This is a genomic window from Asanoa iriomotensis, from assembly GCF_016862515.1.
In the GTDB taxonomy this organism is placed as follows: Bacteria; Actinomycetota; Actinomycetes; order Mycobacteriales; family Micromonosporaceae; genus Asanoa; species Asanoa iriomotensis.
Genome location: NZ_BONC01000048.1, coordinates 26,379 through 41,523 on the forward strand (window position 1 = coordinate 26,379; position 15,145 = coordinate 41,523).

General features: G+C 72.3%; 14 protein-coding genes. 4 read left to right on the forward strand and 10 right to left on the reverse strand.

Annotated features, from left to right (window positions below; translation table 11 throughout):
• Positions 1–2 precede the first annotated feature (2 nt).
• The 4 genes from Air01nite_RS28075 to murD all read right to left on the reverse strand — a co-directional run bounded on the left by Air01nite_RS28075 (position 3) and on the right by murD (position 4,513).
• Entirely contained in the window at positions 3–752 is a 750-nt protein-coding gene (locus Air01nite_RS28075; protein WP_203706359.1) for a sugar isomerase domain-containing protein, read from the reverse strand.
• Entirely contained in the window at positions 752–1,675 is a 924-nt protein-coding gene (locus Air01nite_RS28080) for a MurR/RpiR family transcriptional regulator (RefSeq protein ID WP_203706327.1), read from the reverse strand. Before Air01nite_RS28080 ends, Air01nite_RS28075 begins: the two co-directional genes overlap by 1 nt.
• A 165-nt stretch (positions 1,676–1,840) precedes the next feature.
• Entirely contained in the window at positions 1,841–3,139 is a 1,299-nt protein-coding gene (locus Air01nite_RS28085; protein WP_203706328.1) for an aspartate aminotransferase family protein, read from the reverse strand.
• A gap of 39 nt (positions 3,140–3,178) precedes the next feature.
• The gene (gene murD / locus Air01nite_RS28090) at positions 3,179–4,513 is read right to left on the reverse strand and encodes a UDP-N-acetylmuramoyl-L-alanine--D-glutamate ligase (protein WP_203706329.1); all 1,335 of its coding nucleotides are present in this window, start codon (positions 4,511–4,513) and stop codon (positions 3,179–3,181) included.
• A 58-nt stretch (positions 4,514–4,571) separates the two neighbouring features.
• On the opposite strand from murD, the gene Air01nite_RS28095 reads away from it, so the two are divergent.
• On the forward strand, positions 4,572–5,912 hold the full coding sequence (locus Air01nite_RS28095; RefSeq protein WP_203706360.1) for a MurL-like N-terminal domain-containing: 1,341 nt from the start codon (positions 4,572–4,574) through the stop codon (positions 5,910–5,912).
• Here Air01nite_RS28095 and Air01nite_RS28100 read toward each other — a convergent pair.
• Both Air01nite_RS28100 and Air01nite_RS28105 read right to left on the reverse strand, forming a co-directional pair.
• Positions 5,909–6,709 carry a TrmH family RNA methyltransferase gene (locus tag Air01nite_RS28100; protein WP_373310482.1) on the reverse strand — a complete coding sequence of 267 codons (801 nt, stop codon included), beginning with the start codon at positions 6,707–6,709 and terminating at the stop codon, positions 5,909–5,911. The genes Air01nite_RS28095 and Air01nite_RS28100 overlap by 4 nt on opposite strands.
• Before the next feature lie 34 nt (positions 6,710–6,743).
• A complete protein-coding gene (locus Air01nite_RS28105) occupies positions 6,744–7,358 on the reverse strand; it encodes a TetR/AcrR family transcriptional regulator (RefSeq protein WP_203706331.1) in 615 nt (204 codons plus the stop codon).
• 104 nt (positions 7,359–7,462) lie between these two features.
• Here Air01nite_RS28105 and Air01nite_RS28110 point away from each other — a divergent pair, with 104 nt between their 5' ends.
• On the forward strand, positions 7,463–8,380 hold the full coding sequence (locus Air01nite_RS28110; protein ID WP_203706332.1) for an NADP-dependent oxidoreductase: 918 nt from the start codon (positions 7,463–7,465) through the stop codon (positions 8,378–8,380).
• A gap of 9 nt (positions 8,381–8,389) precedes the next feature.
• Complete coding sequence (locus Air01nite_RS28115; RefSeq protein ID WP_203706333.1) at positions 8,390–9,082, forward strand: SDR family NAD(P)-dependent oxidoreductase; 693 nt, start codon at positions 8,390–8,392, stop codon at positions 9,080–9,082.
• Between the two features lie 68 nt (positions 9,083–9,150).
• Here Air01nite_RS28115 and Air01nite_RS28120 read toward each other — a convergent pair whose 3' ends face one another.
• The 3 genes from Air01nite_RS28120 to Air01nite_RS28130 form a co-directional block, all read right to left on the reverse strand.
• Positions 9,151–10,998, reverse strand: a complete 1,848-nt coding sequence (locus Air01nite_RS28120; RefSeq protein WP_203706334.1) for a DUF2339 domain-containing protein — start codon at positions 10,996–10,998, stop codon at positions 9,151–9,153.
• A gap of 210 nt (positions 10,999–11,208) precedes the next feature.
• Entirely contained in the window at positions 11,209–12,330 is a 1,122-nt protein-coding gene (locus tag Air01nite_RS28125) for an SPFH domain-containing protein (RefSeq protein ID WP_203706335.1), read from the reverse strand.
• Between the two features lie 2 nt (positions 12,331–12,332).
• Positions 12,333–12,806, reverse strand: a complete 474-nt coding sequence (locus tag Air01nite_RS28130) for an NfeD family protein (RefSeq protein WP_203706336.1) — start codon at positions 12,804–12,806, stop codon at positions 12,333–12,335.
• A 126-nt stretch (positions 12,807–12,932) separates the two neighbouring features.
• Between Air01nite_RS28130 and Air01nite_RS28135 the strand changes: the two genes are divergently transcribed.
• Positions 12,933–14,276 carry a serine hydrolase domain-containing protein gene (locus Air01nite_RS28135; RefSeq protein WP_203706337.1) on the forward strand — a complete coding sequence of 448 codons (1,344 nt, stop codon included), beginning with the start codon at positions 12,933–12,935 and terminating at the stop codon, positions 14,274–14,276.
• Here Air01nite_RS28135 and Air01nite_RS28140 read toward each other — a convergent pair.
• Positions 14,273–15,076, reverse strand: a complete 804-nt coding sequence (locus tag Air01nite_RS28140; RefSeq protein ID WP_203706338.1) for a DUF3097 domain-containing protein — start codon at positions 15,074–15,076, stop codon at positions 14,273–14,275. The genes Air01nite_RS28135 and Air01nite_RS28140 overlap by 4 nt on opposite strands.
• Positions 15,077–15,145: the final 69 nt, after the last annotated feature.

The window sequence follows — 15,145 nt, forward strand, 5'->3', positions numbered from 1 at the left end:
GGTCATGCGGTACGCCGGAGACGCCCGGCGTATCGCGATTCGAGGGCGTGGTTGTGCGCGTCCCCACCGGGGACGTTTGCGGAGAGGTAGATAGGGGGCACCTCTCCGAGTTGGTGGAACCGTCGTACGACCTCGGCGGTCAACAACTGCGCCAGCAGCGCAGCGGTGACCGACGAGACCGCACAGACCGTGCCGCCGTCGTGCGTCGGCAGCAGTGCGTCGCCGTACGGCGCGCCGTTGTCCAGCACGACGTCGGCGAGGTCGGCCAACCGCCGACCGGACGGGTGGCGTGGTGCCACCCGGTTCGTGTGGGCCACCGAGGTGACCGCGATCAGGTGGTGGCCGCGCTCTTTCACCAGGGCCGCCAGTTCGACGACCGAGCCGTTGATCCCGGACTGCGACGCGACCACGAACACGTCCCGCTCCTGCGGCCGGGCCAGCGCGTAGATCTGGTGCGCGATGCCCGGGTCGCGCTCGAGCTTCGGGTCGCCGAGCACGTCACGGTGCGCGTCGCCGTGCAGCACGAGATCGTGGAGGTCGAGCCGGTTGGTGGGCACCAGCCCGCCCGCGCGGCCGACCAGGTCGGCGGCGAACGCGGCCGAGTGGCCGGCGCCGAACGCCTGCAGCACTCCCCCGCCGCGCAGGCTCGTGGCGATCAGGTCCGCCGCGCGTCCGAGGCCGTCGGCCTGCGCGTCCAGCAGTCCGTCGAGCAGGGGCAGCACGGCGTCCGCGTACTCGCGGGCGGAGACCATCACAGCGCACCACCCTTCTTGTGGCCGTCGACCGCCTGTGCGGTGCGCTGGAACGCGGCGTGCGCGCGGTCGTGGGTGCGCTGCGCGACCGCGATGTAGAGCAGGTCGAGCACGACGAGCTGCGGGTGCCGGGCCGAGAGCGCGTCGGGCCGGAACGTGGTGGCCTGCGCGGCGGTCAGCAGCACGATGTCGGCGAGCTCGGCCAGCGGCGAGCGCGGGAAGCTGGTCAGCGCGACCGTGGTGGCGCCGCGGCTGCCGGCCTCGGCGAGCATCTCGATGGTCTCCCGGGTGCCGCCGCTGTGGCTCACGCCCAGCGCGACGTCGCCGGGGCGCAGCAGCGCGGCGCTGGCCAGGCCGTTGTGCACGTCGGTCCAGGCCCACGCGGCGACGCCGATGCGGTGCAGGCTGAACTGCATCTCCTCGCCGACCAGGGCGCTGCCGCTCGCACCGAAGATGTCGACCCGGCTGGCGGCGGCGATCGCGTCGGCGGCCCGCTGCACCTCGGCCAGGTCGAGCAGCGCGGCGGTGTCGTGCATGGCCCGGGTGTCGGCGGCCATGATCTGGCCGAGCACGCGGTCCAGCGGGTCGGTCGGCTGGATCTCGCGGCCGATGTCGAAGGTCCAACCCGCCGACCGGGCGCGGCCGGTCTCGGCCGCGATGCCCAGCCGCAGGTCGGCGTAGCCGTCGAAGCCGAGGGCCCGGCAGAACCGGGTGACCGTGGCCGGCGAGGTGCCGCTGCGCTCGGCCAGCTCGACGATCGTCGCCCGGGCCGCGGCGGCCGGGTCGGCCAGCACCTGCTCGGCCACCCGCTGCAACGCGCCGGTGAACTCCGGAAGGCCCGCACGCACCCGGAGCAGGACCCCGTCGGCGAGCGAGGCATCGACGACCGCGGTGGCGGTCGAGTCGGCCTCGCGCTCGATCATGGGATCCGCCTTTCGGAAGGAGTGTTAACTGTTAGTGGTAAAAGTTCTTACTAAAGCCACCTCCGTGTCAAGGCTCTGGGTGAAGTTTTCAAACTGTTACGCGCCGACACAGACGCGAAACCCCGCCGGCGAGCCTTCGCCGGCGGGGTTTCGAAGCGGTGACGGTTAGGCGGCGCTTGCCTCCCGGATCGCGTTGACCAGGATGTCCAGGGCCTCGCGGGCCTCGTCCTCGGTCAAGGTGAGCGGCGGGCCCATGCGCAGGACGTTGTTGTAGAGACCGCCCTTGCCGACCAGCAGCCCGCCCTGGCGGCAGGCCTCGAACACCCGCAGGGTGGCCGGCACGTCGGGCACGGTGGTGCCCGGCTGGACGAGCTCGATGGCCAGCATCAGGCCGCGGCCGCGGATCTCACCGACGATCGGGTTGTCGCCGACCTGCTCGCGCAGGCCGTCCCGCAGGATCGCGCCTGTCCGGGCCGCGTTGGCCTGCAGGTCGTGGTCGAGCACGTAGTCGAGCGTGGCGTTGCCGGCCGCCGTCGAGATCGGGTTGCCGCCGAACGTCGAGAAGGAGATCGCCGGGACCTCGTTGACCACGTCGGCGCGGCCGACGACGCCGGCGAGCGCGTACCCGTTGCCGATGCCCTTGGCGAAGGTCAGCAGGTCCGGCACGACGCCGTGGGCCTGGTAGCCCCAGAAGTGGTCGCCCGTGCGGCCCCAGCCGGTCTGCACCTCGTCGGAGATGAGCAGGATGCCGGTTTCGTCGAGGACCTTCTTGAGCGCGCCGAACAGCCCGTCCGGGCCGGCGACGAACCCGCCCACGCCCTGCACCGGCTCGGCGATCAGCGCGGCGACGTCGCCCGCGGTCTGGGTCGCGAGCACCTCGCGCAGGTCGTCGACGGCCGCGTCGACGTGCTCGTCGGCGCCGAGCCGGGACAGCAGGCCGCGCAGCCGGTCGCTGGAGTGCAGCCAGCTCACCTGCAGCGGGTTGAGCGAGCTCGACGACCAGCTGCGGTGGCCGGTGATGCCCATCGCGGCGTACGAGCGGCCGTGGTAGCTGTTGCGCACCGCGAGGATCTGGTTGGACCGGCGGTAGTTGGTGGCCATCAGCAGCGCGGCCTCGTTGGCCTCGGTGCCCGAGTTGGTGAAGAAGACCCGCGCGTCCGGAATGCCGGACAAACGGGCGATCTTCTCGGCCAGCTCGACCTGTGCGCGGATCAGGTAGAGCGTCGAGGTGTGTGCCACCCCGGTGCGCAGCTGCCGTTCCACCGCCTCGGTGATCTCCGGTATGTCGTAGCCGACCATCGTGGTCAGCACGCCGCCGAAGAAGTCCAGGTAGGTGCGGCCGTCGGAGCAGGTGACCCGGCGGCCGGACCCGGACACGATCTCCAGCGGCTCGGCGTAGTAGAGCGGCATCCAGCTCGGCATCACGGCACGGTGCCGGGCCAGCAGGTCGTCGGTGCTCGTCATCCTCACGGTCTAGCACACCCCGACGGGTATTGGACCTCGTCAGACCGCGCTTTCCTTGATCGCTTCCGCGTACGCCTGGCTGCGGTGCTCGAAGTTGCGGAAACGGCCGTAGCTGGGAGCACCGGGTGACAGCAGCACCACTCCCCCGGCCGGGGTCAGCGCGCGGGCCCGGCGGACCGCGGCCGCGAGATCGTCAACCACCTCGGCACGCACGTTGTCGAGGCCCTTGAGCGCGTCGACGATCCGGGGGCCGCTGTCGGGGATGCCGAGCACGGTGATCTCGTCGAGCCGCTCGAGGTGGTCGCGGAGCACGGTGTAGTCCACGCCGCGGTCATTGCCGCCGACGATCACGGTCAACGGCCGGCCTTCGTACGCGTCGATCGCGTGTGTGGTGGCGTAGGGGCTGGTGGCGAGCGTGTCGTCGACGAAGGTGAGGCCGGACGGGTCGGCGATCTCGGCGAGCCGGTGCGGGAGGGGCTGGAAGCTCTCGGCCGCCGCGCGCAGTTGTGGCGCCTTCTCGACGCAGTCGATGCCCAGCGCGGTGAGCACCGCCAGGGCGACGCAGAGGTTGCCGGCGTTGTGCCGGCCGGGGAGGTTGAGCGCGGCCCGCGCGAACAACCGTGTGCCGTCGGGGGCGACGACGTCGTCGCCGTCGATCCGGAAGCCACCCGGGACATTGACGGCGGTGGCCTCCGGCCGGTCGCGCAGGCGTGCGGCAAGGCGCGGGTCGGCGCCGTTGTAGATGATCGCTTTCGGTCCGTGGGCGACGATGTTGAGCTTGTCGCGGTAGTACTCCTCCTCGCCGCCGTGCGCGTCGAGGTGCTCGGGGAACAGCGCGGTCACGACGGCGACCGCGGGCGAGACGGTCAGGTCGGAGCACTGGTAGCTGGACAGCTCCAGCACGTACCGGTCGGCGTCGGCCGGGAGGTCGAGCACCGGCACGCCGATGTTGCCGCCGTAGACGTTCGGCCGGTCGACCGCCGTGAGCAGGTGGCTGACCAGGCTCGACGTGGTGCTCTTGCCCTTGCTGCCGGTGACCCCGACGGTGCGGTCCGCGTGGTCGGCCATCCACAGCGCCGTGCCCTGGGTGACCGGGACGCCCTGGTCGCGCAGCTTGATCATCCACGGATGCGTCTGCGGGACGCCGGGCGAGCGCACCACGACGTCGGCCTCCGCGAGCGCCTCGTAACGGTCCGTGAGCGGCGCCGCGGCGGCCAGCTCGCCCTCCCAGGGCAGGCTGAGGAAGTTGCCGCTGTCGTCGACCGCGACCAGGCTCGCGGGTCGGTGCGGCGCGATCGCCAGCACGGCGGCCCGGCCCTCCCGACCGGTGCCCCAGACCGCCACCCGGCGTCCCTGCAGGTCGGCCAGCCTCATGCGGGTTCTCCTCGTGGTGTCGAGCTGCCCGGTGGCGGGCGCCGACCTAGTATGGCGTGTGCGCAACGACCAGCTCGGCCAGATGGCGGTGTTCCGGTTCCCATCCTCGTCGTACGACGAGGCGAGTGGGGTGGCGACCTTCGACTACGAGCTCGACGGGCCGGCGGGTGCGCTCTCGTTCACCGAGACCGTGACGTTCCCGGTGCCGGCGGTGGCGCCGTCCGAGGCCCGGCTGGCCGCCTTCCGCCAGGTGCTCTCGCTGCTCCACCTGGTCGCCGGGGTCAGCTATTACAAAGCGGCCGCGCCGCACCAGCTCTCGTTGCCCGCGCCGCTGTCACAGCCGGTGATCGACTACGTCACCGCTGTCTACACCAAGGGGCTCGCGGAGTACGCGTACCGCAACGACCTGCCGCACGTGCTGACGCTGGTGCCGTCGGTGCCGGGCTCCGCAACGCCTGCGCCGGCCGTGCCCGAGCTGACCGAGGGGCGGCCGCTGTCGGCGGTCGGCGGCGGCAAGGACTCGATCGTCACGCTGGAGACGTTGCGGGCCGGCGGATTCGACCCCGTGCCGTTCTCGGTGAACCCCAACCGGATCATCGAGGCGGTCAACGCGGCCTCCGGCGTGCCGGCACTGGCCGCCCGCCGCAAGCTCGACCCGTTGCTGCTCGAGCTCAACGGTCTCGGCGCCCGCAACGGGCACATCCCGGTCACGGCGATCAACTCGCTGATCGCGGTGGCCACCGCGGTGCTGCACGGGCTCGGGCCGGTGGTGATGTCCAACGAGCGGTCGGCGTCCGACCCCAACCTGATCTGGAACGGTCAGGAGATCAACCACCAGTGGTCGAAGGGCGTCGAGGCTGAGGGGCTGCTGCGGGACGCGCTGGCCGCGCACGCCGGGCTCGTCGACCCCTATTTCTCGCTGCTGCGTACGCTCTCCGAACTCCACATCGCCAAGCTGTTCGCCGGCTTTTCCGGCTACGACGACGTGGTGACGAGCTGCAACCAGGCGTTCAAGCTGCGGGACGCGACCGCCCGGTGGTGCGGGCACTGCCCGAAGTGCCGGTTCGTCTTCCTCGCCATGGCGCCGTTCATGGAGCCGGCGCGGCTCATCGGGATCTTCGGGCTCGACCTGTTCGCCGATCCCGCACAGATCCCGGGCTACCTGGAGATCCTCGGCATCGACGGGCACAAGCCGTTCGAGTGCGTCGGTGAGGTCGAGGAGTCGCTGGTCGCGCTCGGGCTGCTGGCCCGCCACCCGGGCTGGTCGGGCACGCCGGTGGTGACCGCACTGGTCGCGGCGGTGCCACCGGAGGCCTGGGCGGCGGCGTCCGACTCCGAGGTGTTCACACCGGGCGGCCCGCACTTCGTGCCCGAGACCTACGCGAAGCTGCTGCCCTAGTCTTCGCGGCCCAACTCCCAGAAGGCGACCGCGGCGGCCGCCGCGACGTTGAGGGAGTCGACGCCGTTGCGCATCGGGATGGCGACGCGGACGTCGCTGGCCCGGATCGCGCCGGGGGTGATGCCGGGTCCCTCGGCGCCGAGCAGAAGGGCGGCCCTGTGCCGCTGCTCCTTCGTCAGTCTCTGCAACGGCACGGCGTCGACGCCGGGGGTCATCGCGATCACGGTGAAGCCCGCCCGCCGGACCCGCGCCAGGGCGTCCGGCCAGGGCGCCACGGTCGCGTAGGGCACGGCGAACACCTCGCCCATGCTGACCCGGACGCTGCGGCGGTAGAGCGGATCGGCGCAGGTCGGCGACAGCAGCACGGCGTCGACGCCGAGGGCCGCGGCGCCGCGGAAGATCGCGCCGACGTTGGTGTGGTTGTTGACGTCCTCGAGGATCGCGAGCCTGCGGGCGCCGGCCAGCAGGGTGTCGACGTCCGGCAGCGGGCGGCGGTGGAAGCTGGCCAGCACACCGCGGTGGACGTGGAAGCCGGTGGCCTGCTCCAGGACGCTCTGGCCGGCCGCGTACACCGGGGCGGTCTCGGTCAGGTCGCCGATCTGGTCGACGCGCTTCTCGTCGACCAGGAACGAGCGGGGGCGATAGCCGGCCCGCAGGGCGCGGCGGAGCACGAGTTCGCCCTCGGCGATGAAGAGGCCGTGCGGCGGCTCCCAGCGGGTGCGCAGCTCGACGTCGGTCAGCGCCCGGTAGTCGGCGAGCCGCTCGTCGCCCGGCTCGGTGATCACGGTGACGGGCACGACGGCCATTCTCCGCCCCGCCGGTCGGCCCGCGTCAGCCGGGCATGGGCGCGGCCTGCCGGTGCAGCGTCGGTCGCTCCTGTTGCGGCGCGGGGCGCAGACCGTCGAGCACGTAGCCCAGGTGCCGGCGCCAGGCGTCCGGTGCGCTGGCGGCGGTCCGCTCGACCAGGCCGGCGTTGGCCATCAGGATCAGCACCACGTCGGCGTGGTCGACACCGGTGCGGATCGCACCGGCCGCGCGGGCCCGGTCGATCAGCGCGGTGAGGTAGTCGAAGGCGATGTCCCGCAGGTCGTCCAGCTCGTCCACTTCGGACATACGCGCGGTGAGCAGCTCGGCCAGGGCGCGGTCGCGGGCCTGCAGCTCGCAGAGGTAGGTCAGGTGCTCGGTGAAGGCCCGCCACGGGTCCGGGTCGTCGAGCGCGGTGCGGGCGGCGGCGACGACCTCGCGGAGCGGCTCGACGAAGACGGCGCCGACCAGGTCGCGGCGCCGTGGGAAGCGCCGGTAGAGGGTGGCGTTGCCGACCCGCGCGCGCCGGGCGATGTCGTCCAGCGGCGCGTCGAGGCCGCGCGCGGCGAAGACCGCGCGGGCGGCGTCGACGAGTTGGCGGCGATTGCGCTCGGCGTCGGCCCGCAGGCTCCCGGGAGACATGGCAGATACCTTACGGCGTAACCGGGGATTGTTCCCCGGTCGTGCTAGCGTCGCAGAAGGAGCTAAGCAGGGACAATCCCCCAAATAGGTGAGGTGGTCTCGCGATGGCACGAGCACTGGCGGTCACCGGGCGCGATCAAAGCCCCGCTGTGCTGGACGTCCCGGTCCCCAACCCGGGCCCCGGGCAGATCCGGGTGGCGGTGGAGGCGGCCTCGGTCAACGGGATCGATGCCGCGGCGGGTGCCGGGTTGCTGTGGGACTCCGTACCCCATCATTTCCCTGTGGTGCTCGGCCGCGACTTCGCGGGCACCGTCGAGCGGGTCGGCCCGGGCGTCGCGACGATCCGGCCCCGCGACCGCGTCGCCGGCGTGATCACCGGCATGTCGCTGGCCCGGGGCACGTTGACCGACACGATCGTCTTCGACGCGCGCAGCGTCGCGCCGCTGCCCGAAGGCATCAGCGAGGAGCAGGCGGCGGCCGCGGGCCTGGCCGCGGTCACGGCCCGGGCGCTGGTCGACGCGCTGGCACTGACGTCCGACGACACGGTGCTGGTCGCCGGCGCGACCGGCGGCGTCGGCGCGTTCGCGGTGCAGTTCGCCCGGGCGGCGGGCGCCACTGTGTACGCGACGGCCCGGCCCGGCGAGGCGACCGAGTTCGTCCGTGGGCTGGGTGCCAACGAGACGGTCGACTACACGAACGGTCTCGCGGCCCCGCCCGGGCTGTCGGCGATCGTGCAGGCGGCCGGCGACGGCCGGGAGTTGGCGGCGCTGCTGCCGCCCGGTGGCCGGCTCTCGTCGGCGACCGGCGCTTCGGCGGCCACGGTCGGCCGGTCGGACATCAAGGTGACATCGGTGGTCGCCTCGTTCACGCCGGAGTCCCTCGGCACGATCCTGGACGCGCTGGCGTCGGGCGCGTTGCGGGCGCCGATCACACACACGTACGCGATGTCCGAGGCGCCGCAGGCCCTGGCCGACTTCGGCCAGCACAAGCTCGGCAAGCTCGTCGTCGACACCCGACGCTAGGCCGCGGCCGTGCCCACCATCGCGATCGTCGGAGCAGGCCCCGGTCTGGGTCTGTCCATCGCCCGGGTGTTCGGCGAGCAGGGCTACGAGGTGGCGCTGATCGCGCGTCGTCAGTCCTCATTGGACGAGATGGTCGCCGAACTGGGTACGGCCGGCGTCGCGGCGGCGGGTTACCGGGCCGACATCCTGGATCGGGCGACGCTGGTGCGCGCGTTCAAGGAGATCGCCGCCAACCACGACCCGGTCGAGGTGCTGGAGTTCTCACCGGCGCCGCGCGGCCTGGAGCCCGGGATGGTGCTGGCGGGCCCGCTGGAGGTGAGCGTCGCCAACGTCCAGCCGCACATCGACTTCTATGTGCACGGCGCGATCACGGCGACCGGGCAGGTCCTGCCCGACATGCTCGAACGCGGGACGGGCACGCTGCTGTTCACCACGGGCCCCTGTTCCGTGGCCCCGATGCCGACGATGGGCAACGTCGGCATCGCCTGCGCGGCGCTACGCAACTGGGTGCTGAACCTGCACGACGCGTTGGCCGGCAAGGGCGTCTACGCGGCGCACGTCCCGCTGTCCCTCGACGCGAACGACGCGGATCCGGACACGATCGCGCCGCACTACTGGCAGATCCACTCGCGCGGCGAGGGCCCCGAACATCTCCTGACGCCGGAAACCCTGCGCACCGGGCGCGACGCCAGCGACCTGTGAGCCGCGCATGCGGCGGGCACAGCCGGCGCCGGGTGGGCGGCGACGGCTGTGCCCTGGTCCGCTGGTGGTCAGCGCTTGCGGTTGTTGTCCTTGTTCGGCTCCGGCGCGGTCTCCCTGGTGGTCGCGCCGAGGCGGAGGCGGCGCTTGCCCGGGCGGCGGGACGGCTTCTCGTCCTTGGCCGGCGGCGACGCCTTCGCAGTGGGCGATTGCGGTGGCTTCGCGGCGGGCGGTTGGGACGCCTGCCCGTTGGGCGGCGGTGCCCAGGGTGACCGGGTGACCTCGGCGCGGCCGGTGGCCGGCCTGGCTTCCCAGGCCGGCCTGGTTTCCTGTGCCGGCTTGGCTTCCTGCTTGGCTGCCTGCTTGGCTTCCTGCTTGCCGCGCCGGCGTCGTTGCTTGGCCGGCTTCGGCGGCTTGGCCTTCTTCGCGCGGCGCGGGCGGATCTCCGCCAACTCCAGCGGCCGGGCCGGCGGGGCCGGTGCCCGGCCCGCGCGGACGGCGCGCAGGGTGCTGCCGGACTTCCAGGCGATGCCGAGGCCCGCGGCGAACAGCAGCAGAGCGCCGGCCGTGTGGAACGGCGACATCCAGAGGCCCGCGATGCCCACCATCGGGCCGGCGCAGATGAGCATCAGGCCGTCCCCGCGCGCGAACATCCGCGAGCGGAAGACCGACCAACCCATCGCCATCCAGCCGGCGCTGTAGATGCCCGCGCAGGACAGGGCCAGCGTCTTCGCGCTCAGGCCCCAGATCGGCGTCTCCGGCGGCACCGCGGCCCACATCAGCATCGAGACGCCGCCGAGGATGCCCAGCATGAGTCCCAGCACGGCGGCGGCACGGCTGCGGACCGCGGAGAGGACGCCGACCAGCGCGATCATCGCGACCATGGCGAGCCAGACGCTGGTCACCCAGGCGATGAGGCGGAACGGCGCCTCGCCGCTGAGGTAGTGAGCCGGGCCGCCGCCGACCATGGCGCCGATCGAGGCCGCGGCGGCCACGACGCCGGCTGCCGGCAGGGTCCAGATCAGGCGGCGCGCGGCCGAGCGGACCAGCGCCGCCCAGCGGGCGTTGGTGACCGGGCCCTCCGGTACGTCCGGGTCCACCTCCGGGAGCAGCTTCATGCCCACGTCGAGCAGGCTGGTGACGTCGATCTTCTTGTTCTTCCGCGGCTCGTCGGCGGATTCCTCGGCCCGCTCCTCCGCTTCCTCGGGGTCCGGGCGGGTGGTCCAGATCCGCTGTGTCTGAATCGCCTGGCCGATCTTCGGCAGGACCGCCGTGTCCTCGATGCCCGAGCCCTCGTAGGTCGGCGTGCCGGTCGGCGCGCTCGGACGCAGGCGCGAGCGCTCGCCCTCCCGCAGCTTCACCGCGGCCAGGCCGTCATCGTGGTCGTCGTCGTCGGCCTCGTCCGCCGTGGTCGCGAAAGAACTGGTCCACGGCGGCTCGTCGCGGTGGTTACGGTCCGCCGACCGGCTCCAGTACGACGGTCCGCGGTGTCGGGTCGTGTCCTCCCCCGGCTGGGCCGCACCGTCCGAGCCCGCAGGGCGCCAGCGGAACGGTGGCTCGCGGTCCTCGGGGCGCTCCGCGTGGCGCCCGCGCGACGAGCCGCGCTCGGTTCGCTCCCGGGTGGAGCGGCGGGACTGTTCGGTGCCAGGGCGGGCGCTCTCGGCGCCTCGGCCCAACTGCCACCAGCGGCGGGTCGTGCGGCCCGGCACGGTCGGGCGCAGCACCGTGCGGTCCGTGGCCGGGTCCAGCGGCTCGACCACGACCGAGTTGGCCGTGTCGCCGGGCCGGTCCCCCGGTTCACCGGGCTTGACCGCGACCGGCTCCGCCGGTGTCTCCTCGGCCGGCTTGCCCGGCGGCGTGGAACGGTCCCGGTTGGACCCCGACCCCGCACCGGCGGAGTGCTTCGCCACGTGACCCATCGCCGTCACCTCGATTCTCGGCGGAACGGACCACGATCACCCGGCGACCGCTGGTGGCGCCCGTGATCATAGGGTGACCGTGCGTTACCTACGCGAATCGTGACAGCTTGCGAGGGTCGCTCGCGTTGGATCGGCGAAACCGTGAGCAACTTTCACCGAACAGCCGAAAGGGCCCCTATCCACTGGATAAGGGCCCTTCGGTGAACTCGCTCAGGCGTGCTCGGGCGGACGCTCCTCACCGAGCACAGCGGACGGCGGCACGGGCTCGCCCGCCGTGATGCCGGGCGTGCCGGGCGTGCCGGGCGGCAGACCGGGGCTGCTCGAGACCTGCTCCTCCGCCTGGCGTACCTCGTGATTGACCTCCGCCGCCGCCTGCGCGGCGGCCTGCGCGGCCTCGTCGGCCTCGCGCTCGACGGCGCTGGAGTCGACGCCCTTCGTCGGCTGGTCGCCGACCATGTTGGCCAGCCCGCCGAGTGCGCCGCCCATGCCCTCCAGTGCCTTGGTCAGCTCGGTCGGGACGATCCAGACCTTGTTGGCCGAGCCGTTGGCGATCTGCGGCAGCGCCTGGAGGTATTGGTAGGCCAACACCTTCTGGCTCGGGTTGGCGGTGTGGATCGCGTCGAACACCGTGCGGATGGCCTTCGCCTGACCCTCGGCCTGGAGGATCCGGGACTGCCGGTCACCGTCGGCACGCAGCACCGCGGCCTGCTTCTCACCTTCCGCGGTGAGAATCTGGGCCTGCTTGTGGCCCTCGGCGTTGAGGATCGCGGCGCGCCGGTCCCGCTCGGCCCGCATCTGCTTCTCCATGGAGTCGCGGATGCTCGGCGGCGGCTCGATCGCCTTGATCTCGACCCGGGTCACCTTGATGCCCCACCGGCCGGTGGTCTCGTCGAGCACACCGGACAGGTGCCTGTTGATCTCCTCGCGGCTGGTCAGCGCCTTCTCCAGGTCGAGGGAGCCGATCACGTTCCGGAGGGTGGTCACGGTCAGCTGCTCGATCGCCTGCAGGAAGTTGGCGATCTCGTAGGTGGCGCGGACCGGGTCGACGACCCGGAAGTACAGCACGGTGTCGATGGAGACGACGAGGTTGTCGGACGTGATCACCGGCTGGGGCGGGAAGCTGACCACCTGCTCCCGCATGTCGACCTTGGTCCGCACGGCGTCGACGAACGGCACCAGGAGGTTCAGGCCCGGCGACAGGGTTCTCTTGTATTTGCCCAACCGCTCCACGACGTCCATCCGCTGCTGCGGCACGATCCGCACCGAGCGCACGATCGTGATGATCGCGACGAGAACGATCGCCGCCACCACGACCGCAATGGCAATTTCCATCCTTAGTTCACCTTTTCTCCGGTGTTGTCCCCGTCGATGGCGTCATCCCGCCACACCATGGCGGTCGCGCCTTTCACCTCGATCACGCGGACGCGTTCGCCCGGCGCGAACACCTGTTGCGCGTCGTACGCGCGGGCCCGCCACGTCTCGCCGTCGATCTTGACGACGCCCTGGTCGGCGTCCACCCGCTCCAGCACGAGCGCGCTCGACCCCTCCATCGCCTCCAGCCCGATCGGCGCGGAGTTGCTCTCCAGCGCCGACAGCCGGTGTCGCTGGATGATCGGGCGGACACCGAGAACGGTCAGGCCCGAAACCGCGGCGAAAACGATCGCCTGGACGATCGCGGGTGCGCCCAGTGCCGCCGCGGCACCCGCCGCGAGCGCGCCCACCGAGATCATCAGCAGGAAGAGCGTCGCGGTGAACATCTCCGCAACCGCGAGCACGACTCCCAGAACGACCCAGAGAACGACATCCACACATCGATCGTGACACGGCAGCGCACCCATTGCGACAGCGCAACGGTCCCACGACGGTAACGTCGGGTCGATAGGGGACGTTGACCCTCCGGAACCGCCCATCCGAACCGAGGAGTGGAGCCCGAGATGACGTCGTTGCTGCCGGAGACCGCCCGCTCGGTCGACGCCGCGGTCGCCACCGCACAGGCGGCCGGCCGGGTCCCGTCGATCTCGCTGGGTGTCGTCCGCGACGGCGCGCTCGTCCACGTCGCGACCGCGGGCGGCCCGGCGGCTCCCGGCGACGCCCGGCCGGGGCCGGACACCCGGTACCGGATCGGGTCGATCTCCAAGACCATGACCGCGACCCTGGTGCTCCAGCTCCGCGACGAGGGGCGGCTGGCGCTCGACGACCTGCTCTACCGGCACCTGCCCGGCACCCCGGTCGGCGGGGTCACGCTGCGCCAGCTCCTCGGCCACGCCGCGGGCCTCCAGCGCGAGCCCGAGGGCAAGTGGTGGGAGCGGCACGAGGGCGACGACATCGAGGCGCTGCTCGCCGGGCTCACGCCCGACAAGGTCGCGTTCCCGCCGCACCGGACCTACCACTACTCGAACCTGGCGTACGGGCTGCTGGGCGCCGTGCTGCGGCGGGTGACCGGCGAGGACTGGACGACGCTGCTGACCAAGCGGCTGTTCGACCCGCTGGGGATGCGGGCCACCACGTACCACCCGGTCGAGCCCTTCGCGCGCGGCTACGTCGTACACCCGTGGTCGGCGACGTTGCGCGAGGAACCGCGGACCGACACCGGCGCGATGGCGCCGGCCGGCCAGCTCTGGTCCACTGTGGCCGATCTGGCCCACTGGGCGGCGTTCCTCGCGGCGCCGCGGCCGGAGGTGCTCGCGCCGGACACGCTGACCGAGATGTGCGCGCCGGTGGTGATCAGCGACCTCGACGCGTGGACCGCCGGGCACGGGCTGGGGCTGGAGCTCTACCGCGTGGGCGAGCGCGTCTACGTCGGCCACGGCGGCTCGATGCCCGGCTACGTCGCCTGCCTCGCGGTGCACCGCAGGTCGCGCACGGGGGTGGTCGGCTTCGCCAACGCGTACAGCTTCCGTGAAGGTTCGATCGGCGCCCTCGGGCAGGACGTGCTGACCGACGTGCTGGACCGCGAGCCGGAGCTGCCGGCGCCGTGGCGCCCGGCCGGCGCGCCGCCACCGCCGCTGGCGCCGCTGACGGGCCGTTGGTGGTGGATGGGCATCGAGTACGACCTGGCGTGGGACGACACGAGCAACGAGCTGGTGCTGTCGCAGCTGCGCACGGGCGCGCCCCGGCCGACGCGCTTCACGCCCGAGGGGACGGAGCGATGGCGTGGGCGGGGCGGCCCGAACGACGGCGAGGTGCTGACGGTGCGCCGCGACGAGCACGGCGTTCCGGCGGCGCTGGAGATCGCGACGTTCATCTTCACCCGGCACCCGGACCGGCTGGGTCCCTAACCTTCTGCTGTCACGAAGTCGATCAGCCGTTCCATGGAGTTGATCAGTGGCGTTTCGACGTCCTTGTAGGACCGGACCGTGCCGAGGATGCGGCGCCACATGTCGGCGGGGTCGGCGACGCCGAGGGCGGCGCAGATCCCCTCCTTCCACGGCCGTCCCGGCGGCACCACGGGCCAGGCCTTGATGCCGACGGCGGCGGGTTTGACGGCCTGCCAGATGTCGACGTACGGGTGACCCGTGACCAGCACGTGCGGCGAGGTCACCCGGGCGACGATCCGGCTCTCCTTGGACCCGGCGACCAGGTGGTCGACGAGCACGCCGAGCCGCGCTCCCGGACCGGGCCCGAACGCGGCGACCTCCCGCTCCAGATCGTCGATGCCGTCCAGCGGCTCGACGACGACGCCTTCGATGCGCAGGTCGTCACCCCAGATCCGCTCGACGAGAGCGGCGTCGTGGATGCCCTCGACCCAGATGCGGCTGGTGCGCGCGACGCGGGCGGTGACCCCGGCCACGGCGACGGATCCGCTGGCCGTCCGTGCTGTTTGCTGTCTTGGTGCTTTGCCGGCGGGCCTGCGCAAGGTGACGGGCTGCCCGTCGAGCAGGAACGCGGCGGGCAGCAAAGGGAAGTTGCGCCGCTTGCCGAACCGGTCCTCGAGCACGACGGCGCCCATCTCGAACCCGACGACGGCGCCGCAGAAGCCGGAGTCGGCGTCCTCGACCACCAGATCGACCTCGGCGTCAACCTCGGGCGTCACCTTGCGGCGCCGCCAGTCCCCCGCGAGCACGTCCTCCCCATACATGTGTCCGGACGGTAGTCGCCCGCCCGTCACCGCCCTCGCCCGACGCGCCGGATCGACCGGTCTGTCCAG